This is a genomic window from Pseudoalteromonas sp. Of11M-6 (assembly GCF_022347905.1).
Lineage (GTDB): Bacteria > Pseudomonadota > Gammaproteobacteria > Enterobacterales > Alteromonadaceae > Pseudoalteromonas.
In genome coordinates, this window is the sequence record NZ_JAKRFW010000029.1 from 36,583 (window position 1) to 63,299 (window position 26,717).

Sequence of the window (26,717 nt, forward strand, 5' to 3'; positions counted from 1 at the left end):
TGGGTATAAAATGTGGATAAAACTATGGATACAGAATATAACAGCGCAATGGTATTTACGCACAGTAAACTACAAACCCATATTAAGGCCGCATTGCTATGCAGTGCTGCTATTCAGTTACCTGTGGCAGTGGCTTCATCAACGCTAGCAAATGCAGAGGCGCTACAAGGCGTAGCGGCTGATACAACGGTCAATCAGCAAGCGCTTGACTATGTGCAGTCAAAGTTGACTTCCAAACCTGTTACGGTCACGCGCGATCCAAGTTGGGGGCGGCTGGAATTTCTGTCGCAATGTACAGGCTCTGATCCTCGGTGTAGTAGTTTTACTAACGAGTTCGAGTGTTTGTATAACCTTCCGTTTGGAACATGTACTTGGGGGGCTCCGCCTAGTAATAATCCTCCATCCTTTAACAGCAGCGCATCGACTAACTTTGCAGAAAATGACACGGGCACAGTGCTTGATGTTAATGCTGACAATGGTGATGGCGGTAGCAATGACTCAGGGATCACTTACTCCTTATCCGGTACAGACGCTTCGCAGTTCAATATTAACTCAAGCTCTGGTGTCATCACGTTTAAGACTGCACCGGACTATGAATCGCCGGGAGACAATGGCGGCGACAATATTTACAATATTACGGTTACTGCCAATGACGGTGGAAGTAGCAACAACACGGCTACACAAAATATTACCATTACGGTTACAGATATCGATGAAGTTGCACCTACGTTCGATGGTGGAAACTCAACACCGAATGACAATGCGACAGGGGTCTCAGGAAGTAGTAATATTACTATTGACTTCAACGAAAATATAGCCCTTGGAACTGGTAACATTACTATTCGTGACGTCAGTGGTAGTAGTGATTTTGAAGTGTTTGATGTCGCGACAGAAAGCGACGGTACGACGACTAGCCCAAGTGCAGGTCGTATTGGCATTACAAATGATAAAATTTATATAAACCCTACTAATGACCTAACAGGTAATCGCGACTACGCCATTCGTATTGATGCAACTGCTGTTGATGACTCTGCGGGAAACAGTTTTGCTGGGATCAGTGACGATACTACCTTTAATTTCTCGACGGCCAACACCGCTCCTGCAGTTGATTTAGATTCAACGAGTGGCAGCGATAATAGTAGTGCTTCATTTTCTGAAGGTGGTGGTGCGGTAAATATCGCCGCAAATGCTGCTGTGACTGAAGCTGATGGCGACACAATTACCACCATAACAGTAAGTCTTACCAACGATCAAGATGGTGCATCTGAAGGCCTGAATGTTAGTGCATCCGCTCAAGATGCATTGACGGGAATTTCGGGTTCTTCTGATATTTCGCTACAAGATACAATTTCTATAACTGGTGCAACTGCTTCAGCGTCAGAAGTGCAAACGTTCCTACAGGCGATCACTTACAACAATACCTCCGGTACTCCCAACGAAACCGCAAGAACCGTAACTGTTGTTATAAATGATGGCACAGATAATAGCACTTCTCGTACAGCTACTATTTCCGTAAGTAATGTTACTGCAGCGAGCAGTGCCGCAGCCGGTTTTAATACAACAAACGGCACAAACTTATCTCCAGCAATCACCTTTACTGGTGACGATGAAACACTGACTATTGCTGATACTAGTCATATCGCCGGTTCAACTGCGGATGGGGGCGCTGGTACCGATACGCTATTTGTAGTAACTGGCTCTAATCTAGCTAACTTTACGTCGCTAGCTAATTTCGAAACATTAACCCCAGACAATGACGGTTCTTTAACGCTGACCGAAACGCAGCATGATGCGTTTACTACCATCAACGGTTCAGGTACAAACCAATTTACAATATCTAGTGCTGATGGAGATCAAACCCTAACCGGTGATAGCGATATTGAAACCTATGTGTTAGGCGCTGCAATGAACTTTACCATGGGAGCAGCAGCACAAAATGTGACGGGTAGCAGCGGGGATGACACGGTTAATGTAACCGGGTTTACGCCGTCAGGTATACTCGCAGCTGGCGCAGGCACAGATACTCTACAAGCAGATAATGGTGCAAATATCAGTGGTGCTACGCTCAGCGGTTTCGAATCACTGACCTTAAGTGATAATGCGTCAGTCACTATGACGGAAGCTCAGCATGACAGCTTCTCAACAATCACAGCAGCGGCAACCGAGACGATTACAATCAGTGATGTGAGTGATGGTTTAACGGGTAACAGTGCAATTGAAACTTACATACTTTCAGCGGCTAATACCTTTACGCTTGGCGCTGCTGGGCAAAGTGTAACAGGCAGCAGTGGTGACGACACCGTAAATGTTGGTACATTCACAGCTACTGGTACTCTAGCAGGAGGCAGTGGTACAGATACGCTTTCAATTAGTGATGGCGGAAATATCGCAGGCGCGTCAGTAAGCGGTTTTGAAAACCTTTCTGTAGCAACTGGTGGCTCTGCAACAGTTTCAGTATCTCAGTTGTCATCGTTTACTGGTTCGGTTTCTGGCGACGGCACTAATTCTCTAACTGTCTCTGGCAATGGTGATATTACAACGGTCTCAGCGCTTGAAAATTATACTTTATCCGATGATTCAACCAATTCAAGAACGGTGACCGTGAGCAGTGCGGGTCATTCTGTTACTGGTACTTCAACTTCAGATGCAATTACCTTCGATTTAGGTTCGCTTACCTATACTGGAACAATTACTGGCGAAAATACCACTGCCGATACTTTGTCTTTAAGTTCTGGTGCTGATATTACGGCAGCAAGTATAAACGCGGTCAGTAATTTAACGATAGCCTCCGGCGCGTCGGTTTCCATGACAGTAGCTCAACATGAAAGTTTTACTGGTAATATTTCAGCAGCTGGATCAGAAACTATCAATATTTCTGGTGATGGGGATATCACAACTTTCTCTTCGGTTGAAGTTTATAGTGTTGGTGACGATTCTAGCAATACTAGGACTATTACCATCAGTAACGGTACCACTGATGTTTCTGCAACGTCGAGCGATGATGCTGTAACGTTTAATATCGGTGGTAGCACCTACACTGGCGATTTAACTGGTGACACGAACGTAGCAGATCTTGTTTTAGCGTCAGATGGTGCGGATGTAACTGGAGGTGGATTCTTCAATATAGGAAACCTTAGTCTATCAAGTGGTGCAACTGTTGCGATTGATACGGCCAATCTGAGTGATTTTGCAACAGCGATTTCAGGGGCGGCGGGCAGTGAGACATTAAAACTTATGGATGGTGGAGAATTTGACTTCTCGACCACCTCGGTTTCTGCTGTTGAAGGCATTTCAATTGGCACCAATAGCGCAGCAACGATCACCCTTACTGATAACTTTAATGCCGACGGTCAAACTGTATCGGTTGCAAATGCCAGCGGCAGTGCAATCACGTCAGACTTAGTCATAGACGCTTCTGCCTTTTCTAGTGATGTGCTAGAAATAACGGCAACAGATTTGGATGGTTCTGATACGATCACAGGTGGTAGTGGTGCAGACACTATACGTCCTGGCGGCGGTACAGATACCATGACAGGTAACGATGGTAACGATAATTTTGTCGGAGCGCAAAGTGACTTAAATGGTGACACAATAGCCGATCTTAGCATCGGAGATAAGATAACAATTACAGGCGTAACAGGATTATCAACCAGCAATATTCGCTTTAATGGTACTAGTACGCTGGAGGTGGACACCAACGCTACTACTTTTGCTAACCCAGAAATAAGTATTTCGCTCACGAATGCCGCAGGGAACGATCTTGCGTTTACGGTCGCTGACTCTGGCAGTGATACAGTGATCACCTTTGAAGCTGCGAATGATGAGCCTATCTTTAGTAATTTAAATGGTGGTAATACCTTTACTGAAAATGGCACTTCGATTGCGATAGACAGCGATGTAACCATTTCAGATACTGAACTTGACGCACTTAATAGCGGAAATGGTAACTATGATGGTGCGTCGCTAACAATCTCACGCTCAGGTGGCGCTAACAGTCAAGATATCTTTAGTAACACGGGATTGCTTGGTACGCTGACTCAGGGAGGCACGTTAAGTTACGATAGCACTGAGGTCGGTACAGTAACAACTAACTCTGCAGGCACACTGGTACTCACTTTCAACAGCAGTGCTACTTCTGCTCTAGTGGATAATGTATTGCAATCAATTGGCTATGGTAACAGCTCTGAGGATCCAAGCTCATCTGTAACACTTAACTATACCTTTAATGATGGTACGGCAGACAGTACTGGTACAAATCAGGCCGCAGTTACTATTACTCCTGTAAATGATGCCCCTACCGATATTGCATTGACAGCAACAAGCATAGACCAATCGAATACCGGAACTGCTGCGACCGTGGCGACAGCCAGCACCACAGATGTGGAAAGTGGTGACAGTCATACCTATAGCTTGGTTACGGCTGGCAGTAGCGATGGTGGTACATGTAGCGCAAATACGGGTAACGGCAGTTTCCAATTTTCAGGAGCTACGTTACAAACGCAAGCATCAACATCTCCGGGTGACTATGTTATTTGTATTCAAACGAGTGATGGAACCGCAAGTTATCAAGAGTCATTCACGATAACAGTCAACGATGACGTGGCCCCAAATGCGCCATCGACACCAGACTTGGATGCGGCTTCAGACTCTGGGGCTTCAAGCTCAGACAACATTACCAATGACACCACACCAACCTTCAGTGGTACTGCTGAGAGCGGGGCGACGGTTAAATTATATAGTGATCAGGTAGGCGGAGGTACCACGGTCATTGGTACTGGCACAGCAACTGGTGGTAATTGGCAAATTACAACGGATCCGTTGACTGCTGGGTTATCACATTCGATTTTTGCGACCGCCACGGATGCGAGCACGAACGTAAGTAGTAGCTCTAGTGCTTTAAGCGTAACGATCGATAATACAGCCCCTACCGCGCCAAGCACGCCAGATCTGACCGCTGGGAGTGATACCGGCTCCTCAAATGCAGATAACATTACTAATGATACAACGCCCACATTCACAGGAAGTGCATCTACCGGCGACACAGTGACACTAATTTCTGATCTTGATGGCGTTGTTGGCTCAGCCACAGCTGCGGGAGGTGCATGGACTATTACTCCAAGTTCGGCGATGACCAGTGGTACGCACGCAATCACAGCGCGATCAACGGACACAGCCGGTAATATTACCAATAGCAATAGCTTATCAATGGTCATTGATACGAGTGTTTCAGTGCCTAGTATTACGACTCCAATTGAGGGTGATGGTCAAATTAATGCCGCTGAAGACAATGATGTCTTGATTGCTGGCTCTGGTGCCGATGCTAACGTGACTGTTAGCGTGAGTATTACTGACGGTTCAGCAACGCTGAATCAAAATGTAACTTCCGATGGTAGCGGGAACTGGACTATCAGTGGCAGTGAGTTCAATGTTAGCGGATTTAGTAATGGCGAATTAACTGTATCGGCGACGCAAACAGATTCAGCAGGAAATATCTCTGGTGCAGCAAGTACCACTGTTACACTCGATAATACAGCACCTTCTGCACCGACAATTACGACACCAATTGAAGGTGATGGCCGAGTAAATGCGGCGGAAGATAATGATGTATTGATTGTAGGAACGGGCGCTGAAGCGGGTAATAGTGTAACCGTTACTATTCATGACGGTGCAAATAGTTTTAATCGAACGGTCACTGCGGACGGCTCAGGGGCCTGGACTATAAGTGGCTCGGAATTTGATGTCAGTACGTTTAACAATGGCACATTGACGGTCTCAGCTACTCAAAGTGACGCAGCAGGTAATACCTCAAGTGCAGCTAGCACCACGATCACATTGGATAACTCAGCACCTTCAGCACCTGCGATCACAACGCCTATAGAAGGCGATGATTTAATAAATGCATCAGAAGATGATGATGTTTTGATAGTAGGAACGGGAGCGGAAGCTGGAAATAGCGTAGTTGTCACTATCAATGACGGTGCGAATAGTTTGGATCGTACTGTCACTGCTGATAGTTCCGGCGAATGGACAATAAGTGGCTCAGAATTTGATGTTAGCACGTTTAACAATGGCACATTGACGGTAACGGCATCGCAAAGTGATGCTGCAGGCAATACCTCAAGCGCAGCGAGCACGACAGTCACGCTAGACAACTCCGCACCAAGTGGGATTTCAGCTGCGATTGACCAAGATTTAATCAATGCAGGTAATGAAACTGCATTTAGCTTCACATTAACGGGCTTGGAATCAGCGGGTAGTTTTACTTATGAAATCTCAGACGGTAGCAGTTCAGTAACTAGCTCAAGTGCAATATCTATAACGGGTACTACCCACCAAGAGACTGGAATTAATGTCACCTCATTAAACGAAGGAACATTGACGTTATCTGTTACTGTAACTGATAACGCTGGGAATGAATCGAGTGCAGTAACTGACACCGTCACTAAAAAGTATAATGTTGCCCCTGTGCTCACAGGCACACCGGCAACGAGCGTCAATGAAGACAGTGAATACGATTTTACGCCGACCTTGACTGATTCTGACACAGCCGATACTCATACCTTTAGTATTACGAATAAACCAAGTTGGGCAACATTTGATACGCAAACGGGTAAACTTTCAGGTACTCCGGATGACTCTCATGTTGGCACGACTTCTAATATTGAAATTTCGGTGAGCGACGGAACGGATAGCGATACACTCACAGCATTTAATATTGAAGTAGTTAATACCAATGATGCGCCAACGGGGCAAAGCACTAGCTTCACTATAGATGAAGGCGCAACATTAACGCGGGACTTCAACAATGGCTTACTGTCGCTTGCGAGTGACGATGATCTCGATTCCAACGATAGTCTAACGATAGTAAAAGACACAGATCCGCAATACGGTACGTTAACCCTGAATGCCGATGGTAGTTTTAGTTATGTTCATGGGGGGAGTGAGAATCATACCGATAGCTTCACTTATCATGTTGAAGACAGTGCTAATGCCAGCTCACCGGTGTACACCGTAACAATCAATATGAACGCGATTGAAGACGCACCAACGGCTGTGAATGATACGCTGACTACGCTTGAAGATGCCTCAAACTCAGTGAATGTGCTTGCTAATGATAGTGACCCTGAAAACAACATGGTTGCCTCATCGGTTACTATCAAAACTCAACCGACTAAGGGACAGTTAAGCATTACAAATGGGGTAGTGACCTTTACGCCAACCGCGAATGAAAATGGTTCGGATTCATTTACTTATACGGTTAAAGACTCGACTCTGGCTGAATCTAATGAGGCAACGGTTAGTATAACCATTACACCTGTAAATGATTTACCAGTCGCGGCTAACTTTACACCGAATATAGACGAAGACACGTCAACTTCAGCATTGCCCGTGAGAGCAAATGCAACGGATGTCGAAGATACCAACCCAACTGGTACTATTGCACTTGAGTCTCAGCCCAGTAAAGGTCAAGCGGCAATAGACTTGAATAATGGCACTATTACCTATACACCAAATGCCAATGAGACGGGGAGTGATAGCTTTACTTACTCGATTCTTGACAGTGAGGGTGGGAAGTCAAATATTGCGACTATTTCCGTCAATATTGGCGCTGTAAACGACCGACCTATAGCGGGTAATGACACGGTAACAACAAACGAAGATACCGCGACAACATTGGCAATTCTTGCAAATGACTCTGATGTTGAAGACCAAGGTTTTGATGGTTCGGATATTGCGCTTGAAGATAAAGGCGATGGTGCAGGTAACTACGACCTTGCAACCGTTACAGTTGGTTCGGATGGTGTGCTCGCGATCACTCCAAAACAAGACCAAAATGGTATATTGACCTTCACTTATACCGTAGAAGATAGTGAAGGGCTGCGTTCTGATCCGGCGAAGGTTACAGTCAATATCACAGCAGTTAATGATGCGCCAGTTGCTGTTAACAATACGGCTCAATTACTTGAAGATGGCAACATTGAAATCAACGTATTGGGTAACGATACGGATGTAGATAGCCAGCTCAATGTCGCAAGTGTTGCTATTGTTAGTCAGCCTCAAGGCGGTTCACTACAAGTACTCACAACAGGTAATATTGTTTATACACCAAATGCTAATTTCTTCGGCAATGATAGCTTTACTTATACGGTACAGGATACTGAAGGGCTAGTTTCAAACGCGGCTACAGTGAATCTCACCGTGACATCAGTAAATGATGCACCTGTTATTTCGGGAACGCCTTCAACTTCTGTCAATGAAGATGATGCATACAGCTTTACACCGACGGCGACGGATATAGATGGTGATAGTTTAACGTTTAGCGTCACAAACCTTCCAGTTTGGGCGAATTTCAACGATTTAACAGGGGCTATTACAGGTACGCCTACTGAAGGACAAGATGGCACATATAGCGGTATTGTTATTACGGTGTCAGATGGCCAAGCTGATGTATCGTTGCCTGCGTTCAGCATAGTGGTAAACGCTGTGAATGACGCTCCAGTTATCTCAGGTACGCCATCAACAAGTGTTAAACAAGACGAAGCATACAGCTTTACGCCGACGGCATCTGATGTAGATTCTCAAACATTGACGTTTGCTGTGACCAACTTACCAGCTTGGGCAAGCTTTGATACGTCCTCTGGTAATATTGCGGGGACGCCGACTAGAGAAGATGTAGGTACTTATAGCAATATTGTCGTTAGCGTAAGCGATGGTGCCCTGCAAGCAAGCTTACCTGCATTTGAAATCAATGTTGAGGCAGTTAATGCAGCGCCGATTGCAAACAATATGCAAAGAAGCGTGCTTGAGGATGGAACGACAAGCTTCTCAGCAGATGTTAGCGATCCAGATGGTGATGCATTAACAATGGAGTTAGTGTCGCAGCCACAAAATGGTGCAGTTCAAATTCAAGGCACCGTGTTTAGTTATACACCATTGCCAAACTTTAATGGTTCCGATGTATTTACTTACACAGTGTCAGACGGTGAATTTAAGTCAAATACGGCTTCAGTCGCGATGACAGTAACTTCCGTAAATGATGCACCTATTGCCGTTGATGACAGTTTCACCTTCGATGCTGTGGCTTCTAATCAGTATGTACTGCCAGTCTTGAGCAACGATAGTGATCCAGATGGCGGAACGCTAAGAATTATAGGTGCAAAAGCATCGATAGGCTCTGCGTTTATTTCAAATAACACCTTGACTTACCAAGCCGTGCAAAATACACAAGGGCCAATTGTTGTCACTTATATGATTGAAGATGAAGGTAAAGCCAGAGCAAAGGCTAATGCAAGTATTACGATTAATAATACAAGCACCGGCAATGCTCCTTCAATCACTACGCCAAGTGATTTAACAGTGGATGCAACTGGGTTATTCACAAAAGTGAACCTTGGTATTGCTGTCGCTACAGATAGCTCAGGAAACCCACTGCCAGTATCATTGGTTAGAGGTACACCTATCTTTGCACCTGGTAAACATATTGTTTATTGGCAGACAACTGATAATCAAGGACAACAAGCCACTGCGAGTCAAAATCTAAACGTCAATCCTCTGATCTCGCTGCAAAAAGATAGTCGAGTTGCCGAAGATCGTAGTCATTCTGTAAAGGTGTATCTAAATGGCACAGCACCAAGTTACCCAGTAACGGTGCCTTATACCGTAACTGGTACAGCCGATAGTAGTGATCACGATTTGCAGTCGGGTGAAGTGGTAATAAACGCAGGTACTAGTGCTACCATCACCTTTAATATCTTTGCTGATGGTATAAGCGAAGATAACGAAACCATTGTGATTTCCTTGAGTGACTCAGTTAACAGAGGCGCTAAATCTACTTCAACAGTAACAATTGTTGAGCAGAATGTGGCACCAAGCTTAACGGCGGTCGTGCAGCAAAGTGGTGAAGAGCGTAGCCTAATTACCGCCTCTAATGATGTGGTTACCATAGAAGCTTTGGTTGCTGATCCTAATCCAAATGATCAAGTGAGTGTCAGTTGGCAGCCAGATGCAGTGTTAGTCAATACATCGGATGATCCATTTATCTTTGAGTTTAACCCTGAAAATGTACCTACGGGTATTTATAAAGTAGGGGTTACGGCAGAAGATAATGCTAGCCCAAGTTTGTCGACATCTCGAACCGTGTTTATTGAGGTTGTTCCGTCATTAGGGTTATTGTCCGGAGAAGATACTGATGGGGATTTAATTCCTGATGATCAAGAAGGCTATGTCGATCAGGATGGTGATGGTATTCCTGACTTCATGGATGCGATCACCGATTGTAATGTGGTGCAAGAACAAGCATTAGAATCAAATCAGTTCTTGGTGGAAGGTGACCCTGGTGTTTGCTTACGTAAAGGTGCAACTGTACCGCAGAACAATACGGGTGGCTTACAGCTGTTAGAGTCTGAGTTACCTTCAGATCCGGATGCAAATAATGCAGGTGGTTTGTTCGACTTTATTGCGACGGGGTTACCACAGCCTGGTGATGTGTATAGTATCGTTTTACCTCAGCGTAAACCAATTCCATTCAATGCGATGTATCGCAAGCTAATTGGTGGTGAGTGGCAAGACTTTGTGATTGGAGAGGGGAACGAGTTGCTTTCAACTCAAGGTGAACCTGGCTTCTGTCCACCTCCTGGAAGTAACGAATGGACTGCTGGTCTTAGCGATGGTGACTGGTGTGTGCAACTACGTATAGTTGATGGTGGTCCGAACGATGACGATGGTATTGCCAATGGGAGCATTGTTGATCCTGGTGGAGTTGCAGTACCAATTACGGATAACGCACAACCCATAGCTAACGCCGACAGTGTGACAATTGCTTCGGGGCAAACTGTTGTTATTGACGTACTTGCAAACGATACGGACAGTGATAATGATGCACTCACCATAACTGGTGCAAGCGTTGATTTTGGTGTGGTTAGTATAGAAAATAATCAATTGAATTACACACCACCAGCTGCATTTATGGGTAATGCTACTATCCAATATAGTGTCACTGATGGTCAGGGGGGATCGAGTAATAGTACCGCAACGGTTTCTATTATTGCTAATCAACCACCACAAGTTGCGAACGATACGGCAACGTCAAATGGCTCAAAAATTATCATTGATGTACTTGCAAATGATAGTGACCCTGAAGGTGGCGTGCTAAGCATTGTTTCTGCAACAGCAGGCCAAGGTTCTGTGGCCGTCAATATCGATGGTACGTTGAGCTACACACCAAAAACGGGATTTGAAGGTACAGATACAATTAACTATGTTGTTAAAGATGAGTTCGGTGCGACGGCTGAAGGCCAAGTAAATGTCACTGTAGCGGTGAAACAAGTTACATCAATAACTAACAAGTCCTCAGGGACTATGGGAGGAATGTTGATACTATTAATCAGCGCGGTGGTGATTCGCCGCAGAAAATCACTCTTACCTGCCTTTGCATTAGTAAGTAGTAGTTGTTTATTAACAACACAGGCACAGGCGAGCAATTGGGAGTTAGAGGCGACATTTGGGCAGTCAAATGCAGACAGTGAAATTAATTCTACTGAGCTAAACGTTGTCAGCTTAGATGAGAAAAGTAGCAGTTGGTCGATAGGCGCATTTTACGAATTAATACCCAATTGGCATATTGGACTTCGTTATATCGATCTTGGCCAAGGTAGCGTTGAGTTTTCGGGCTTAAGTGCTGATCCTGAACAAAGCCAAATGACTTTGGCACGAGTTGCTCCTGTCTTGCCTGAGGGTCTTGCGTTGCAGTTCAATTATTCAAAACCATTTGCAGACAAATTTGTAGGGAAGATGTTCTTGGGCGCATTTAATTGGGATTACAAGATTAACAGCGTTCGGGATGGTCAATTTTCCACTCGTTATGAAGATAGCGGTACTAGCGGTTACATAGGTGGTGGTGTTCACTATCAGTTAAGTGAATCATTATCACTTGGAGTCGATTATAGCCATTATTTCATTTCAGCAAATGATATAAATGACCTAGCTCTTAATTTGAGCTATCGTTTTTAAGCTTAACTGCAGTTTTAGCATTGAAAAGGCCTCAACTAAATGTTGAGGCCTTTTTATATTGGCTGTCACTCGGTGCAGCTTGTTTCATGATGGAGCCATTTTGATACGAGGTAAGTCCCTTCAATAGCTTATTTGGAAATCTTCAGCTGCTTTGAATCGGAAAATGCGGGTAAGAAGTGGGATACACATTAAAGAAAAAGCTCTCTTGCGAGAGCTTTTGGGCTATGTTTACTTTAGACTAGTTATTCGAACGAACTTTTAGAAGAGGGGTAAGTTACGCTAATAAACTAATTTAAAGTAATTTTGAATTCTTCAGATTCTTTTTCTTGAATCGCATTAATTCGACTACCGGGTTTAAACTTGCTATCAATAGTACCTTTTCGGATACGGAACAACTTAACTGTTGTCTCACACGGTTTAGTTTTATCCAGTGCTTCGTTATCAAAGCCAGTTAATTCACCCAACAGGATTTTATATTGGCCGCTAGACTCAGAGATTTCAGACTCAAAATTAACAAAATGTGAAGCGCCATTATTCGCTATACAAGTTGAGTTTAAGCTGATAAGTAACGTGGTATTTATGTCACTTTCCGGTTTCCACTCGACTAAAAGATCATCATTACGATTAAACTGTTCAGAAACAGGAGAGTAAAGTTTAATTGGAGTAGGAAGTCTAACTTTGGAGGTAAGCGTTTCACCTTCTTTATCTCGAAGAAACTCAAGAGTTAACTCAGTATCTTTATCGGTCGCTGTAAAATAGCCTTGATAATCGACATCAAATAAGTCGTCATCTTTTTCTAATTGCTTCTTTTCGTTTCCTAGTTTGGCGACCACGCTATCACCTTCAGAAAGAATGATGTTTGCGCCAGAACTGTTGTTTAAATTGAACTCTGTAACAACACGAGATGTGTCACCATTTGAAGTAACGCGGATATCCGCCCAAATCCCTTCTGTTTTTACAATATCCGACTGCGTTGACTCGGTCGAGCAACCAACTAATGAGGCAATTATTATGCTAGTTGCGATAACGCTGAATCGCTTCACGAATCTTTCCTTTTCTTCAATATGTACAAAAATAGTGTAGCGCTATTTTAATGTTTCTAGAACAGGGTTTTACAATTTATAACAATTTGCTTTTTAAATGCATGAAGCACTAAGTAAGTGGATATCTAAAAGAAATTATGTAAAGGAGACGTCCATGTCTCTAGAAAACGCCGATATACTATGTCGCAATTGTGTATGTAAAAAGGATGAGGCTGTAAATGATACGACTTAAATCAAATGGGGTGGCTTAATTCAGTATCTGGATGTAAAACAGCTCAGTTGTGTTAATAGTACCGACATAAACACATCATTTTTCTGTTACATCATTTGTACATATTATGGGTTCATTCAACTCATAATAAGGAAAGTGAACGTGAAAGACATCTGTAAACTTGCTGGTTTGATTTTGATTGGTATTACCACACTAAGTGTTAATGCCGGAGAGACAACACTTAAGTTATCAAAACCAAGCGGCCTGCCCTCACCGGTGGAGTCTGCTCGCCCGATAAATATTGGCTCAGTAGCCGACAATTTGTTTTCTGATCTGAGGAGCTTTGAGGTAGAAACTGAATCGGGTATGCGTCGTGATATTGCAGGCATGAGTAAAGTAAAAAGTATTTATGCGATAGACGTTGATGCCAAGCGAGTGTCAGCAACCTTTTCGGGAACAACTAACTACAAAGTAAAGTTGACGCTCAAGAATATAAACTTATATGCCAAGGTCAAATTTTCCGGCATTGATATCCTTTGCCCCAGCGTAACTGTGACGGCACGTTTAAATAACTTAGCTCCTACCGCAACATATAACTACTATACAGGGGCTTTGGAAGACCTTGCGATTAACTACAATCGAAAGGTTGATGCAAGTTGCTCAACGGGATTATTTTCCATACCGGGCGTAAGTATATTTGTTGATTACTTTGCAAGTGATTACGCAAAAGCGAAAGTTGATGATTTGATCAAAAGTAATTTAAGAAAGTTCAGTGAGCTAGAGCAGCCAGGGGCATTGTTTGGAATGCAGAAAATTTTAGCGGATAGGCGCGTATCTGCAGATATCAGCAGTGCTGAACGAGCGTTAAATATCGATATTGAAGAGACAATCGCTAACTTGGTTACAGGTATGAATATTTATATTGATTTAAAGCGTGATGCAAATGGCTATGGCAAACATTTTGCTCAAATTGGAGTGTACCAGAGTACTCCGACTATAAATTCTTCTTGGGGAGGTAACTTCAGTGTTGCTGCCAATGGTGCGAATCGTATAAATAAATACGCGTTAACAAGCGGTCGCTGGCATAGCAGTGATTGGACTCCAGGTATTTTATATGATGGGCAGTTTATCGGCGCGATTGCGTTTAATCGAGTATATGGCGTTGCGAGCTATATGGGCCAGAAACAAGTCACAATAAGTAACTGCGGTAAGGCGTGTGAGTAGTTTATATATGTAGTAGCTAATGATAGAGCTAGGAAAGCTCTATCATTTTATAGTCTTTCTACGAGAATTGCTTTTTGGTTTGCTACATAAATCCAGCATTGTTGTCCAGAAACAACAGTTGCCGAAATGCGCTGATATTCATCCACTTCGTACCCATCTGCATGAGCTAATTCAGCTTCCGTGATTAAAAATACAGTGCCCTCTACCTTATCCTCTGCATCACCTGTCGTGATTAAAATGGGATGAATGTCCTTTTGGCTACTGGCAATAACAGCGGGATCTGTTATTTTAACTTGGCCAATTTTAAATCCACAAAGTACCGCTTTTTCGCCTTCTAATCGTCTGCCGAATGTATCAAGTTGCACTTGGTCCTGCTGTAGTGTGCCGTACGAAAATAATGCTTGCATCACTTAATTCTAATCCGTTGCTCTCCTGTAAGTTTTAAGTCTAAGCTGCGACATTTTCATGGTCAATCAAGATCTTGCGGTCTACCCATATCGGACTGGCTATAATCGCATACGCCCTTAGGGTAAATTTGTTTAAGTGTGGTGAGTTGTGTTGAGATATCTACATCCCCGTAGATCCCTTGCGCGAGCGCCGCTTCAATCGAAATTTTATGACACTTAAATATATCACCAGCCCAGTTTGCACCAGCTTGAATTCTGCTGGTAGAAAACATTGGATATCTGGCGGTACAAGTTCCTTGCGGCTGGTTATTCCAGATACCATTAAACACTGCGTTGCCGCTGGCGATGACTTTACCTTGTTCGTCGAAACACGTATCAGCAAGTGTCTTCGGTTTTGCGTCTGTAACGGATAAATTCGGTTGCGCTTTGAGGTTGAGTAACCATTCATCCATTTTTTCAAATGCGAGTTGAGTTGGGTTAAACGCTTGATGTGCAACCCAAATCACTTGATTCTCTGGGGTTGAATCAGCGGCGGACATTCTCAATCGAGTATAAAATGAAGCAGACATATGATGCATATCTAACTCATTCTCAAGATAATGTCTGGCATCAATAATAGGGATATCAACCTTGCCAATAAATACCTGTCCAGAGCGATACGCTTTTTCCATCGCCGCAAGGCTGCCACTGTGCCTTGGTGCTATACCATTGTCATCTGGCGTGGTGATATTATGATTGCCCCAAAGAGTGAGCCAAATAGGTACTTTATGGCCAAACGGTAATACAATTTCTTCTTGTTGCATTTGGTTTTGGGGCTTCCATCCGCCTATTTTTTTGTTGAGATCAATAAATTCAGCCATCGTGATCTGCTGAGCCTTTAATGCTTCTAGTCCATATTGAACGCCTTCGTTATCCCAAGTGCTTAATCCTAAGCCTGATTGATCCGTGCCAAATACGTTGGCCATGTCCTGCCAGTAACTCCAGTTTGTTCTCTCTACTACCTCATCCTCAAAAAAGGCCCTTAAAAACCCTTGCCTCGGATTATTAATAAAAGTAGATAATCCAAAGTAACCATTGATGCATTCACTATTGCCGTCAGGAAAGGAGGGCACAAACCCGGACATTAATTGGTTGAGTGGTTGTAAAAAACCAGCTCGTTGCGGAAAGTCGTTGATTGCATTCATGCCTTCAATATGGCGGCGGCGGGTCCAATCACGCCATGCTTTTCTGTCATTGGCTCTAAAGGTGAAGTAGTTATTTAGTAAATCACAATCTAACGCGTAAGTGGTTTGGGTGATCATATCAGGGTAACTATAAAGTGGGATAAGGCCATCTAAGATCCCTTGGCTATTTTGTGCAATCAAATATTGAGCGAGCCCACCGCCAGAGCCGCCAATCCCAACTGTATAGAGTGGCTCTCCGTATAAACTAGTAAATTGCTTTTTCACCCGTCTTGCAGTGTCTTCGGCCAGTAACATATTGTAGGTGTAGCTGGTTTTATTGCCACTAGAGCTTATAACTGCGTAGCCAAGCTTTAACTGCTCTAGCTGTCTATCTATTACACGCTCCGGTTTTTGCCTACCTTGTCTAAAGCCAATCCCTGAACCGCCATTAAATTGGTAGATAAGCCGGTTATTCCATTGAGACTTAGCCTGTCTATCACCCACTTCGTCAACTGTAATTGGCATAACGATAGTGTAAATGAAGCGATTGATGGTGCCTTGCTCAACGCGTAACAGTAAGTTTGTGTCTATCGCTTTATTTCTTTCGTCTAGCGGCTTGATTTGGTTGTCAGAAGTTATCGCAAAGTAGCGTAAACGCGTTTTTGCCATGCAATCTTTACTAAAACCAAGTACTTGATTTGATTGCTCATCCATCACCGGCACACCGAGTCCCGAGTGGTTATCTATTTCTGGTTGACCAAGGCCTGAGTCCAGAGTCATACAGTAAAAAGGATATTGGTTAGGGCCAGAGTATAGGTTGGTATTCGGACCAATATCTCCTAGCGCAATCGGAAATACGAAGGTATCGACGGGCCTGTTAACTTTTGAAATATGCGGATAAAACTCAAGAATAGGATTACTTTCGCTGCTTGCTATTCTTTCTACACTGTAAATTTCTTCTTGCTCACTCGTTAGCCAAAACCAATAGCCACAAGCGCCAAGAACAATCAAAGATAATAATGTGATGAGCCAAGAAAATAAGGATTTCATATGAGCTCCTTCGAGTGCTAGGCAAATGGATAAACGGATATTATAAGTGTAGGACTAGATCATCGTAGTGTGGTTATTTGTTTGTTATTTGAACATGAAATTATTGCGTTGAGAATTAAAAATCATCGCCTAGGTATTTAATCTCAATAGCTTTAATTGTTTTATCTGGAACCCTTTCTAAGAGCGACTCGATACGCCTCGCCATAGTTTGGTTCGCGATGTTGTATCCCATAAATTGCTGCTCAGCATGAAAGGGACGCGGTAGAAAAGTGACCTCGAGTTGATGGCGGCGGATCATCTCTAAAGCCCACACTTTATCGACTAAAATTGCATCAACTCTGTTGTTATTGAGTACGCTAAAAAACTTTTTTCCGTCGTCATGGTTTTGCTCATAAAACGAACGTCTGACAATGGCTGCGTTGATTTTTTTCAGCCCTTGTACAGCCGCTTCCGGGTAGCTGTAATCCTCTGAGATCATGACTCTTGGGGCGGCAAGTTGATAAAAGTCATCAGGGTTGCTGAAGCGACCTTGTTTTACCGCAAGAGAAAGCAGCCAGGTGGTGAATGACACATCGATAATTGGAAAGCCATCGGCCTCATCCACATGTAAGGTAAAATCAAATGTACCATCGGCAACGCCTGCTAAACAGCGACGATAAGGAAGTTCATGAAATGTCACTCGATAGGGAGTACCTATAAGTGCTGATTTAATTATATCAACCTCTATGCCCCGAACTTGTTTTTGCTCGTTAACAAAGCTGTAAGGCCACCACCGTTCAAAGCAAATGTGTACCGCACGACTATCCGTTTTTGCCTGAGTACAAATACTGGAGAGAGTTAGTAGCAAAATAAAAAAAATGCGCATCGGCAAGTTTGTCCTAAATTACCTTCTCTAAGCGTAATGATAGATTGGAAAAAGCGCAACAAAAGAGCATATTATGAGCGTTTCATGTTTATACACAATCAATTCAACGTGGCTGCGATTAACAGGCCTTTGCACACAGAAGTATCTGGATATTCGTTATATCTTGTATGTAAAAAAAATGATTATCATATCAATTGTATTTTGTGTTGCTGAAAATAAAACATTCGCTATAATCTTAACCTCACCTTAATCCTCAATCTAATTGTAAAACGGAGTTTTACCTTGTTAAGTGTGTTTTTTGTCGCTCTTCTGAGCCTTGCAATTACGTTAATTTACTGCACAAACAAGCATCAGCGCTTGTTAAAGCGACCACTGCCAAACAATGCTAGAACTGCTGGCTACATTCTTCTGGCAATTACATTCATTTTTGCAATACAAATTTTCACTGGTGCTGCGGTCGTATTTAGTTGGCTTATCAGTGTCATGGTACTTACCGCGCTTATTCCCTTCACCATTTTAATACTTTTTAGGAAATCACAATGAGCAGGTTGTCACATGCTGATAAAATCCAGCCTGACTGGTGGGGGAAGACACTTGCAGGTGTCATACTTGGCTTGGCACTAAGCTTTGGGATCGTTGGTCTTTTCGCTTGGGTGGGCAGTGATGGTTTGATGGAGACGTTAACTCCTGCGAGACAAAGTTGGCGGACTCAATTTAGTATGTGGATGATTTCTCCTATCTGGTTGCTCATTTTGAGTTTTGTTTTTATGTTCAAAAACTCAAAACAAGCAGTACTTTGGCTTGGCGGCGCTAATTTAGTTGTTTACGTTATTTTATTTGTTGTAAGAGGGATGGCATGAAGATCCGCGCCGATATATTAAGGATTTATCAAAGTGTACATACTTGGACGGGAGTAACGACCGGTCTACTGCTGTTTATCGGTTTCTTTGCTGGCGCTATCACCATGTTTGCAGGTAGCATCGACAAGTGGGCAACGCCTCCTTCTCACCATTTGCCACAAGTCGATGCCAGCCAATATGATGCGCTTATCCACCGTGTATTTAAACAACATCCTGAAGCTCTAAGTGGTATCAATATTAGTTTCGAAGCAGACAATTCTCCAGTTAATTGGTATGAGCAAGGTGGCGCTCGGGGCTTGAGCCTTGATAAAACGCTCTGGCACGGCACTTTAAATGAAGCAGGGGAGCTTGAGGCGCATACCAGCTATATTAATGAGTTATCGTCGTTAGTGGATTATCTTCACCGCAGTGCAGGCATTGCGGGGGAAATTGGCCATGATCAGGCAGGGGTTTATGTACTCGGTATTGCGGCAATTTTGTATTTTATTGCGCTTGTTTCGGGCGTTATTTTCTTATTGCCGAGCTTAGTAAAAAGCTTTTTTGCCCTAAGAGATAAAAAAGGCGCGAGCCGTTTTTGGCTTGATACTCATAACCTAATTGGGATCACTAGCTTACCGTTTCATATTATTATCGCCATCACTGTGATTGTATTCGCATTCCACGATATTTTGTACGATGGGTTAGGTAAATTATATGGAGATAAACCTCTTTTTTCACGTCAAGCCCCCTCAGCTGTTGAATACAAGGTTGAAAACTTGCCAAGTCTCGACGTAATTTTGAAAAAAGCGAAAGACTACGCACCTGACTACCAAGTCAAAGGTATAACCCTGAGTCGATTAAATAGCGCCATGCCTTCTGCGTCAATTCAACTGTTAAGTGATAAACACTTGATGCGTGGACCTAAAACTGACTATTTGTTTATGAACCCTTACACATTTGAAGTATCGGCAAGCAGCGTCGCGGATGATGCGCAAGGGGTTTGGGGTGCGGTAGTGACCACGTTATTCGGTCTTCATTTTGGGAGTTACGGTGGTGAGTTTGGTCGTTGGACCTATTTTATTATGGGTATTTTAGGCGCAGTGCTGTTTTATACGGGTAATTTATTGTGGCTTGAGAAGCGCCGTAAGCAAAAGCAGCCGGAGCAGTCAAAATCAACCCGAGTGATGGGGAAATTGACTGTTGGCGTGGCAATGGGTTCATTATTAGGTGTAGCCGCGGCGTTTGCCGTAACAAAATGGGCTGCCTTGACCACAATAAACATCAATGTTGTGTATATGTGGGTCTATTATCTGTGTTTTGGTTTTACCTTGATTGCAGCATTTGCTATCGGTATGAGTAAAACGGCAATTTGGTCACAAAAGGCGATTGCCATTTTGTGCTTCTCGTTGCCACTGACTTCAGTCATTGCGTTTGCAATCCCAAGTCTAGGTATTTGGCCTGCGACAGCTTGGTCTTCTATTGGTTTAGAGTTAACTGCTATGATCCTAGGTTTTATTTTTTGGCGAATGGCAGATAAGACAAAGCATAGAGCTTACTATGGCGAAGCCAACAGCATTTGGTTTATTGGTCAGCATAAAACAGAATGTGAATTACAAACGCAGTCTGTATAAAAAACACGTAGAAAGGGGCTGGTAGCTCCTTTTTACTTACAAAGTGCCATCTATTTTTTCAAATCTGTTATCCTACTCGTTTTGCAATTCTCTACGGAAAAATTATGGAGCTTACAGCCTGGTTAAGCCTTGCTGCTATTTGTGCTTTTGGTGCGATGTCACCAGGCCCAAGTTTAGCGGTTGTCTTGCGTTATAGCCTATTTCATAGTGCCAAACACGGTATTGTCGCAAGCCTTGCGCATGGTTTGGGAGTTGGAATTTATGCCAGTCTAGCAATTTTAGGGTTGTCAGGGCTTATTCATCAATTTCCGATTGTATACCAATTTTTGGTTTACGGTGGTGCCGCCTACTTGGCATGGATGGGGATAAAAATCCTAATGAGTAAGAGCCAAGGGTTAGCGGTATCACAGTCTCAAGTGGCAACGTCGTATGGCAAAGCGGCACAGGATGGTTTTGCAATTGCATTTTTGAATCCGAAATTAGCTATTTTCTTCGTTGCGCTCTTTTCGCAGTTTATCGACCCAGAAAAGATGACTTTAACGGTAGGTTTTATCATGTGTATCACCGTGCTAACGATAGATGCGTTGTGGTATTTTATTGTCTCAATTTTGAGTGCTTCAGCAAGAGATAAATTCGATTTAACGGCTAAGCGAGCTGTGATTGATAAAATTCTTGGCTGTGCTTTTTTACTGCTCGCCATACGAGTGATTTACCAATCCTTGTAGCCATTGTAAGCACTTCTTGGTCGGCGCTCTATCTTTGTGCCCATCAGGAATGATCGCATAATATGCATAGGGAGCGGGGATCGCCAGTTCGCGCTTATCAAGCTGAACTAATCTAACCCCTTGCGCTGTATGTAGTTATGAAGAATAAATGCTTTGAGTTTTTCGTTATCGGTTTTATTCATTGCAAAGGATACGGCGAGCTCCAATGGGCTTGTCACCTTTATCGAGTGGACGTTTGCAAACAGTGGAATAGGGTCGGCAAGATATAATTTAGCTATCCGACTGATCACATTAATTTGGATTGCATTTGCTTGGTAGGGAAAAGTATTAATCAGTCCACCGGATTGGGATATGGAGACCATGTTAAACGGCATCATTTGAGGAGACAATCTAAACCTGACCGGTGTTGATGGGCAGGTACGCCAACTACGTGGGGCACTAGAGTTAGCGGCTTCCACGATATTAGGGGCTTCTAAGTTGTTGTCTAAAATCTCCATCAATGCCGATAGGTCGCTAAGTGGAAACTCGACCTGCTCGTTGGCATTTTTGGCAACGAGACTAAACTGAGAACTATTTGAAATACTCGCAAGTAACTTTTTAATCTCGCTGTGCGTTTGCTGCTTTTGATCCCTAGCTTCCGGCAATAGCGAACCTGCAACGCGATTACCGGCTAGGGTTCGGTTAATGAATTGTAATTCTTCCTTCGTCAATTTCATGATTAAGCACATCCATTGGGTGGTTGATATTTATACAGCAAGGTTTATACCAAATTCCGCTTTGATTGCTACTGCGGCGTTTCTTTTTTAAGTACGGGCTTTGCAATTTGTTCAGCAGTAGACTTGTTGCCATTTAGCCTTCAAATAGGGCAATCTAACGTACCTAAGCGGCAATGAATTGCCCATGAAGCTGTACGTGTTATTTAAGAAAATGAAATATTTCCGTGTTCAGTGGCTATTGATATCAATTCATCGGCTGATTGTTGAAAATATTTATTTGGAATAATGCTTGCAAAGATCCCTCACCGAGATTGTTTTTTTAGACTTGCCCAATGCCAACGTTTTTAACTGGACATCAAGTAGCGCTCATAGAGCCTACTTCACTGAACTTTTCACCCTTAGAGCGAGATAAACTAGTGATCCCGAGCGCTCATAATCAGCTTACAGTAAATGACAATCACCATACTGCAGGTGGGGGTCGTGCTCACACCTTTAAACAAAACTTTATGAGTGCCATGAGCAGTGGCTCGTCTGGTGAAACGTCGCTATATGAAAAAAGTAAAACGTTACTGCAGTTCCAATTTGCGGATCACGAAGTTCTATTCGACCTTACAAACATCAACTCTCAAGATGAGGCTGCTTACGAAAAGCTCCGAGCGTTGTTGGCTGATATAATGACAGGGCCTGTAAAGGTTGATATCAGTAGTAAAGATCAAGCGCAGCAATTACTGTTTAAAAATTTAGAGCTAGATTTCTTAGCGTACAAGGAGCTCTCTGAGCGGCTGGAAATGTTGGCAAAGCTTGACCATGAAACTGAAAGTCAAAAAGCATTGGCACAGCAAGATAGAGATCGCATTCGTGCGGTAATTGCAAGTTTACATGCACGCCTAGAAAAGGGCCAAGAGGCGTTACTTGGCGGAACAACATTAAAAGCGTTGGATGTAAATCGCAAAGATTTTGAGCTTGAATTAGATAGCCTATTTACCAGTGTTGGCTTTGATTCGGATATGCCTGTAACTGGCACGACTTGATTACCGTGATCATTATTGTTTGCTGGGATTTGTACTTTTTACCAAGTATAAAATGTAGTAGCCCATACCCGAAACTCACCGTTTAAAAAGAACGGGGCTAGACTTTACCTGACATGCGCTTTGTGGAACAAAAGACGGTCGTCAACGTTACTTTTGTTCTACAAAGCGCACGTTCCACTAACTCATGTATGTCCCAAAATTTTGCTCAAAGGGCTTACAACACCGTTTGCGCCTAGCTGTAAAACATGGGTATAAATCTGAGTGGTTTTAACGTCTGAATGGCCTAACTGAGCTTGTACTGTTCTAATGTCTGCCCCACTTTGTAACAGGTGTGTAGCAAAAGAGTGGCGAAAAGTGTGGGGCGTTATAGGTTTTGTTATTTGTGCTTTTTTGGCTGCCTCTTTAACCGCTTTACGTACACCTGTTTGATGAAAATGATGTCGGCGGATCTCCCCAGTTTCAGGATCTGCACTTAACTTATATGAGGGAAATAGATACTGCCAAGCAATTGACTTATTGGCGCTAGGATATTTTCTTGCTAGTGCGTTTGGCATCCAAACACCTGCATATCGTTCATTCTGGGAATCTAATTTTAAGTATTCATCAGCCTGAGCAATTTGATTTCTTAGCAAAGGTATAAGTTCTGTGGCGAGAGTAACCACCCGATGTTTATTCCCTTTTCCATTCCAGATCCGAATGCACTTGTAGTCAAAGTCAATGTCCTGAACTCGTAGTTGAACAGCTTCCATTACACGTAAGCCGCTACCATACATTAAGCCTGAAATTAAATAATATCGTTTACTTAAAAACGACATGAGACGTTTAACCTCCTCGGGGGTCATAACAATTGGCAACTTAGATTGGCGCTTGCTTCTGATAAACGTTAGATTGGGGCACAAATCCTGTTTAATTATTTGCTTATACAGAAAAGATAATGCATTTAACGCTGTCGCTTGTGTTTTAGGCGACACATTACGTTTAAGCACAAGGTAGTCGAGATATTCGACAACCTCGTTATCGCCCATTGAAGCTGGGTGACGCTTATCATGAAAATGAATATAGGAAGAAATCCACTTAAGATATGTATCAACTGTTCTGAGCGAATATTGCTTAGTCAGCATAAACTCTGCGATGTGGTTTAGAAATGGTGAACGAGTTCTCATTGAATTAGCTCTAAAAAGAAACTGTATTTATATACAGTATTGGCGTATTTCTCCTATAGTCAAGAAAACGACCCACTGGGTCGTTTTCATCCTTTTCATAATGATGAAAAATATATTTGTAGCAACAAGTTAGTTATTGTGATAAAACTGGTACAATGAGAATAATGACCCATGACTCGGTAGATAAACGACCCATTGGGTCGATATTAAATTGTTAGCTTACTTTCAAATTGGAATAATCGATGAATTATATAGAAAGTGTAAAAGTAGAAGGATTTTGGGGTGAAAGAGCTCTTGAGTTTAATTTCAATGATGATGTTAACTTTATTATTGGTATAAATGGTTCAGGAAAAACCACAGCAGTAAATATTGTGGTAGCAGCTTTAACAGCAAACTTTCACGAATTAGATAGGCTTGAGTTTTCAAAAATAGTCATCAAATTAAAGTCTATATCTAGTAGAAAAAAACCGTCTGTAATAATAAATAAACAGGCGGATGACAACAGACCTTTTTCTTCGATAGTTTATGAAATAAGAGAATCAGCTAGCGAAAAGCCATTAGTGCTATCGCTTGATGATTACGAAGAGCAAATGATGATTAGGAGATATCCAAGGCATATAGTAGAAAGAGAATTATATAGAAGGCAAGGACGTACAGTATCAAACACTCTTGATAAGCTAACAAATGTAAGTTGGCTTTCTGTAAACCGAGCTAGCAATGATCATTATGACCCTGATGAAGCAGAACAAATTTCAAGTGTCGATCGTAAACTTAAAGAGCTTTCTAACAGATTAGTTAGATATTTCTCTACCCTTGGTAAAAGGGGATCTGAACAGTTTGAAAGCTTTCAAAAAGAAGTGTTCCTATCTATGCTGTATCGAAAAACTAGTAAACCATTTTTCTCTGCAGCTAAAGAAATCGACCTAGATGATGAAAAGAAATCGTTAGAGGGTATATTTGATCAGTTTAAAGTAAAGCCTAAAGAATTTAAAAGTAAACTTGATGGGCATTTTGAAGCGTTAGCTAAAGCAAAAGGTAAGCTCCAAGAAAAAGATCTAAATTTAAATACAGCTGATATATCAGTACTTATTGGAACCGAAAGAATTGATTATATTGTTGATGAATGGAATAAATCTATAGATAAAAGAAAGGTAATCTTTGAACCAAGAGATACTTTCTTAAAAATAATTAATTCAATGATGCAGAGAAAGGAGTTCTCTATTAATTCACAGAATGAACTTCAGATCACGACTCAATCTGGAAAAAATTTACCTATTCACCGATTATCTTCTGGTGAAAAGCAACTACTTATTGTACTTGGAGAAGCTTTACTCCAAGAAAAACAACCTTGGGTCTATATTGCTGATGAACCTGAATTATCTTTGCATGTAAGGTGGCAAGAAAGTTTGGTTGAAAATCTGCGAGCAATAAACCCCAATTCACAAATTATATTTGCAACACACTCTCCTGATGTAGTCAGTGTATTTTCGGATAAAGTTTTTGATATGGAGTCGATGTTTTAATGTCATTTACTAGAACAAATTCAGGGATGTCCAACTTAGCATTATTCTATAGTTCGGAAGTAATTATCTATACCGAGGGTGGTAATAAGTCCTTTAGTACCGAAGAAGTTGAAAAAGGTCAGTATAACAATAAGTCTACAGATATTAAATTTTGGAGCGCTATATTTGAAAATAGTACCTTTAATAAAAAAATTCACTTTAGAGCGTTAGGATCAAAAACTGCTTCAAAATCAATATGCGAAAAAATTATTGCGGGTCAAATAAACAATACAATAGTAGCAAGGGACAGGGATTTAGATGGCTTGTGCCCTAATAGTGAATTATATGATTCTCCGTTTATTTTATATACCAAAGGTTATAGCTGGGAGAATGATGTTTACGTAGAGCAATTTACCACAGAGCAAATTAAATCAATGCTTTTGGAGCAAGAACTCCCAGAAGAAATAAGCGAGTTGATTAGGAATTCTTATAATAAATATGTAAGTATTGGCTCGCGTCTTTTAAAATTGGATTTGATTTTTAGGGATCAAAATAAAAAGTTTTTAACAGAAGTAAATGGTGAGCGTTTTTTCAATCCAAAAAATTCAGCATATATAGATAAAAAACAGATAACATCTTTTATTAAGCAGAAAAAAGCTGCTCTAGCCCGACCCGTTAGCAGTGAGGTTAACCTATCTAATATTTGCCCCGTAATGAATAATTACGGTAAATTGTTATGTTGCTTATCTTTGAACATAATTAACTTTATTTGTAAGAAGTATTCCGATTATAAATCGATACCTAAACAAATTATTGAGGCAAATATGATTGATAGATTTCGATTGAAGCACCAAAGTGAAGCTGACCCATATTATAGTGAATTAATGGGTAAATTGGTATCAGCGTAAGCTAACAAGCAATTTAACAGGACTAAAAGCAGCGGGCTGTTCGCTTCGCTCCATTTTAGCCCACTATTTTTTAGCCCGTTAATTGGGCGTTAGCTATACAAGGAGGGGTTAGTGTTTGAACGAATCAAAGATTTAATGTCAAAAGGCATTTGGCATTCACTAGCAATAGTTATTGTTTTCTTAATGGCTGGCCCTGAAATCATGATGGGCATGGAGTTAATGGCTTTAAT

General features: G+C 42.2%; 14 protein-coding genes. 8 read left to right on the plus strand and 6 right to left on the minus strand.

The window, feature by feature from the left end; all coding sequences use genetic code 11:
- The first annotated feature begins 24 nt into the window (after positions 1–24).
- Positions 25–12,009 (plus strand): Ig-like domain-containing protein, encoded by an 11,985-nt coding sequence (locus tag MHN32_RS14530; RefSeq protein ID WP_239422195.1) that lies wholly within the window; start codon positions 25–27, stop codon positions 12,007–12,009.
- A 287-nt stretch (positions 12,010–12,296) separates the two neighbouring features.
- Here the strand turns inward: MHN32_RS14530 and MHN32_RS14535 are convergent, their stop codons facing one another.
- A complete protein-coding gene (locus MHN32_RS14535; protein WP_239422196.1) occupies positions 12,297–13,052 on the minus strand; it encodes a hypothetical protein in 756 nt (251 codons plus the stop codon).
- Positions 13,053–13,425: 373 nt separating this feature from the next.
- Here MHN32_RS14535 and MHN32_RS14540 point away from each other — a divergent pair, with 373 nt between their 5' ends.
- Complete coding sequence (locus MHN32_RS14540) at positions 13,426–14,487, plus strand: hypothetical protein (RefSeq protein WP_239422197.1); 1,062 nt, start codon at positions 13,426–13,428, stop codon at positions 14,485–14,487.
- 47 nt (positions 14,488–14,534) lie between these two features.
- On the opposite strand, the gene MHN32_RS14545 is transcribed toward MHN32_RS14540, so the two are convergent.
- The 3 genes from MHN32_RS14545 to MHN32_RS14555 all read right to left on the minus strand — a co-directional run bounded on the left by MHN32_RS14545 (position 14,535) and on the right by MHN32_RS14555 (position 17,972).
- Complete coding sequence (locus MHN32_RS14545) at positions 14,535–14,894, minus strand: gamma-glutamylcyclotransferase family protein (protein WP_239422198.1); 360 nt, start codon at positions 14,892–14,894, stop codon at positions 14,535–14,537.
- 62 nt (positions 14,895–14,956) lie between these two features.
- Positions 14,957–17,107, minus strand: a complete 2,151-nt coding sequence (locus MHN32_RS14550; RefSeq protein WP_239422199.1) for a DUF6351 family protein — start codon at positions 17,105–17,107, stop codon at positions 14,957–14,959.
- Positions 17,108–17,222: 115 nt separating this feature from the next.
- Complete coding sequence (locus MHN32_RS14555) at positions 17,223–17,972, minus strand: transporter substrate-binding domain-containing protein (RefSeq protein WP_102057944.1); 750 nt, start codon at positions 17,970–17,972, stop codon at positions 17,223–17,225.
- 539 nt (positions 17,973–18,511) lie between these two features.
- Here MHN32_RS14555 and MHN32_RS14560 point away from each other — a divergent pair.
- The 3 genes from MHN32_RS14560 (at position 18,512) to MHN32_RS14570 (ending at position 21,167) form a co-directional block, all read left to right on the plus strand.
- On the plus strand, positions 18,512–18,832 hold the full coding sequence (locus tag MHN32_RS14560) for a hypothetical protein (RefSeq protein WP_102057945.1): 321 nt from the start codon (positions 18,512–18,514) through the stop codon (positions 18,830–18,832).
- Positions 18,829–20,442 carry a PepSY-associated TM helix domain-containing protein gene (locus tag MHN32_RS14565; protein WP_010605266.1) on the plus strand — a complete coding sequence of 538 codons (1,614 nt, stop codon included), beginning with the start codon at positions 18,829–18,831 and terminating at the stop codon, positions 20,440–20,442. Before MHN32_RS14560 ends, MHN32_RS14565 begins: the two co-directional genes overlap by 4 nt.
- A gap of 104 nt (positions 20,443–20,546) precedes the next feature.
- Complete coding sequence (locus MHN32_RS14570; protein WP_239422200.1) at positions 20,547–21,167, plus strand: LysE family translocator; 621 nt, start codon at positions 20,547–20,549, stop codon at positions 21,165–21,167.
- Positions 21,168–21,274: 107 nt separating this feature from the next.
- Here MHN32_RS14570 and MHN32_RS14575 read toward each other — a convergent pair whose 3' ends face one another.
- Positions 21,275–21,883 (minus strand): hypothetical protein, encoded by a 609-nt coding sequence (locus MHN32_RS14575; protein ID WP_010605268.1) that lies wholly within the window; start codon positions 21,881–21,883, stop codon positions 21,275–21,277.
- A gap of 332 nt (positions 21,884–22,215) precedes the next feature.
- Here MHN32_RS14575 and MHN32_RS14580 point away from each other — a divergent pair, with 332 nt between their 5' ends.
- A complete protein-coding gene (locus tag MHN32_RS14580; RefSeq protein ID WP_174169335.1) occupies positions 22,216–22,914 on the plus strand; it encodes a hypothetical protein in 699 nt (232 codons plus the stop codon).
- 182 nt (positions 22,915–23,096) lie between these two features.
- On the opposite strand, the gene MHN32_RS14585 is transcribed toward MHN32_RS14580, so the two are convergent.
- A complete protein-coding gene (locus MHN32_RS14585; RefSeq protein WP_239422201.1) occupies positions 23,097–24,077 on the minus strand; it encodes an integron integrase in 981 nt (326 codons plus the stop codon).
- Positions 24,078–24,319: 242 nt separating this feature from the next.
- Here MHN32_RS14585 and MHN32_RS14590 point away from each other — a divergent pair, with 242 nt between their 5' ends.
- Complete coding sequence (locus MHN32_RS14590) at positions 24,320–25,600, plus strand: AAA family ATPase (RefSeq protein ID WP_239422202.1); 1,281 nt, start codon at positions 24,320–24,322, stop codon at positions 25,598–25,600.
- Complete coding sequence (locus tag MHN32_RS14595; RefSeq protein WP_239422203.1) at positions 25,600–26,487, plus strand: hypothetical protein; 888 nt, start codon at positions 25,600–25,602, stop codon at positions 26,485–26,487. Before MHN32_RS14590 ends, MHN32_RS14595 begins: the two co-directional genes overlap by 1 nt.
- Positions 26,488–26,717: the final 230 nt, after the last annotated feature.

Excerpts from the sequence above, each read along its gene's own strand:
- MHN32_RS14530 (WP_239422195.1), top strand. The coding sequence starts at position 25 with ATGGATACAGAATATAACAGCGCAATGGTATTTACGCACAGTAAACTA.
- MHN32_RS14545 (WP_239422198.1), bottom strand. The coding sequence starts at position 14,894 with ATGCAAGCATTATTTTCGTACGGCACACTACAGCAGGACCAAGTGCAA.
- MHN32_RS14550 (WP_239422199.1), bottom strand. The coding sequence starts at position 17,107 with ATGAAATCCTTATTTTCTTGGCTCATCACATTATTATCTTTGATTGTT.
- MHN32_RS14555 (WP_102057944.1), bottom strand. The coding sequence starts at position 17,972 with ATGCGCATTTTTTTTATTTTGCTACTAACTCTCTCCAGTATTTGTACT.
- MHN32_RS14560 (WP_102057945.1), top strand. The coding sequence starts at position 18,512 with ATGAGCAGGTTGTCACATGCTGATAAAATCCAGCCTGACTGGTGGGGG.
- MHN32_RS14565 (WP_010605266.1), top strand. The coding sequence starts at position 18,829 with ATGAAGATCCGCGCCGATATATTAAGGATTTATCAAAGTGTACATACT.
- MHN32_RS14570 (WP_239422200.1), top strand. The coding sequence starts at position 20,547 with ATGGAGCTTACAGCCTGGTTAAGCCTTGCTGCTATTTGTGCTTTTGGT.
- MHN32_RS14575 (WP_010605268.1), bottom strand. The coding sequence starts at position 21,883 with ATGAAATTGACGAAGGAAGAATTACAATTCATTAACCGAACCCTAGCC.
- MHN32_RS14580 (WP_174169335.1), top strand. The coding sequence starts at position 22,216 with ATGCCAACGTTTTTAACTGGACATCAAGTAGCGCTCATAGAGCCTACT.
- MHN32_RS14585 (WP_239422201.1), bottom strand. The coding sequence starts at position 24,077 with ATGAGAACTCGTTCACCATTTCTAAACCACATCGCAGAGTTTATGCTG.
- MHN32_RS14590 (WP_239422202.1), top strand. The coding sequence starts at position 24,320 with ATGAATTATATAGAAAGTGTAAAAGTAGAAGGATTTTGGGGTGAAAGA.
- MHN32_RS14595 (WP_239422203.1), top strand. The coding sequence starts at position 25,600 with ATGTCATTTACTAGAACAAATTCAGGGATGTCCAACTTAGCATTATTC.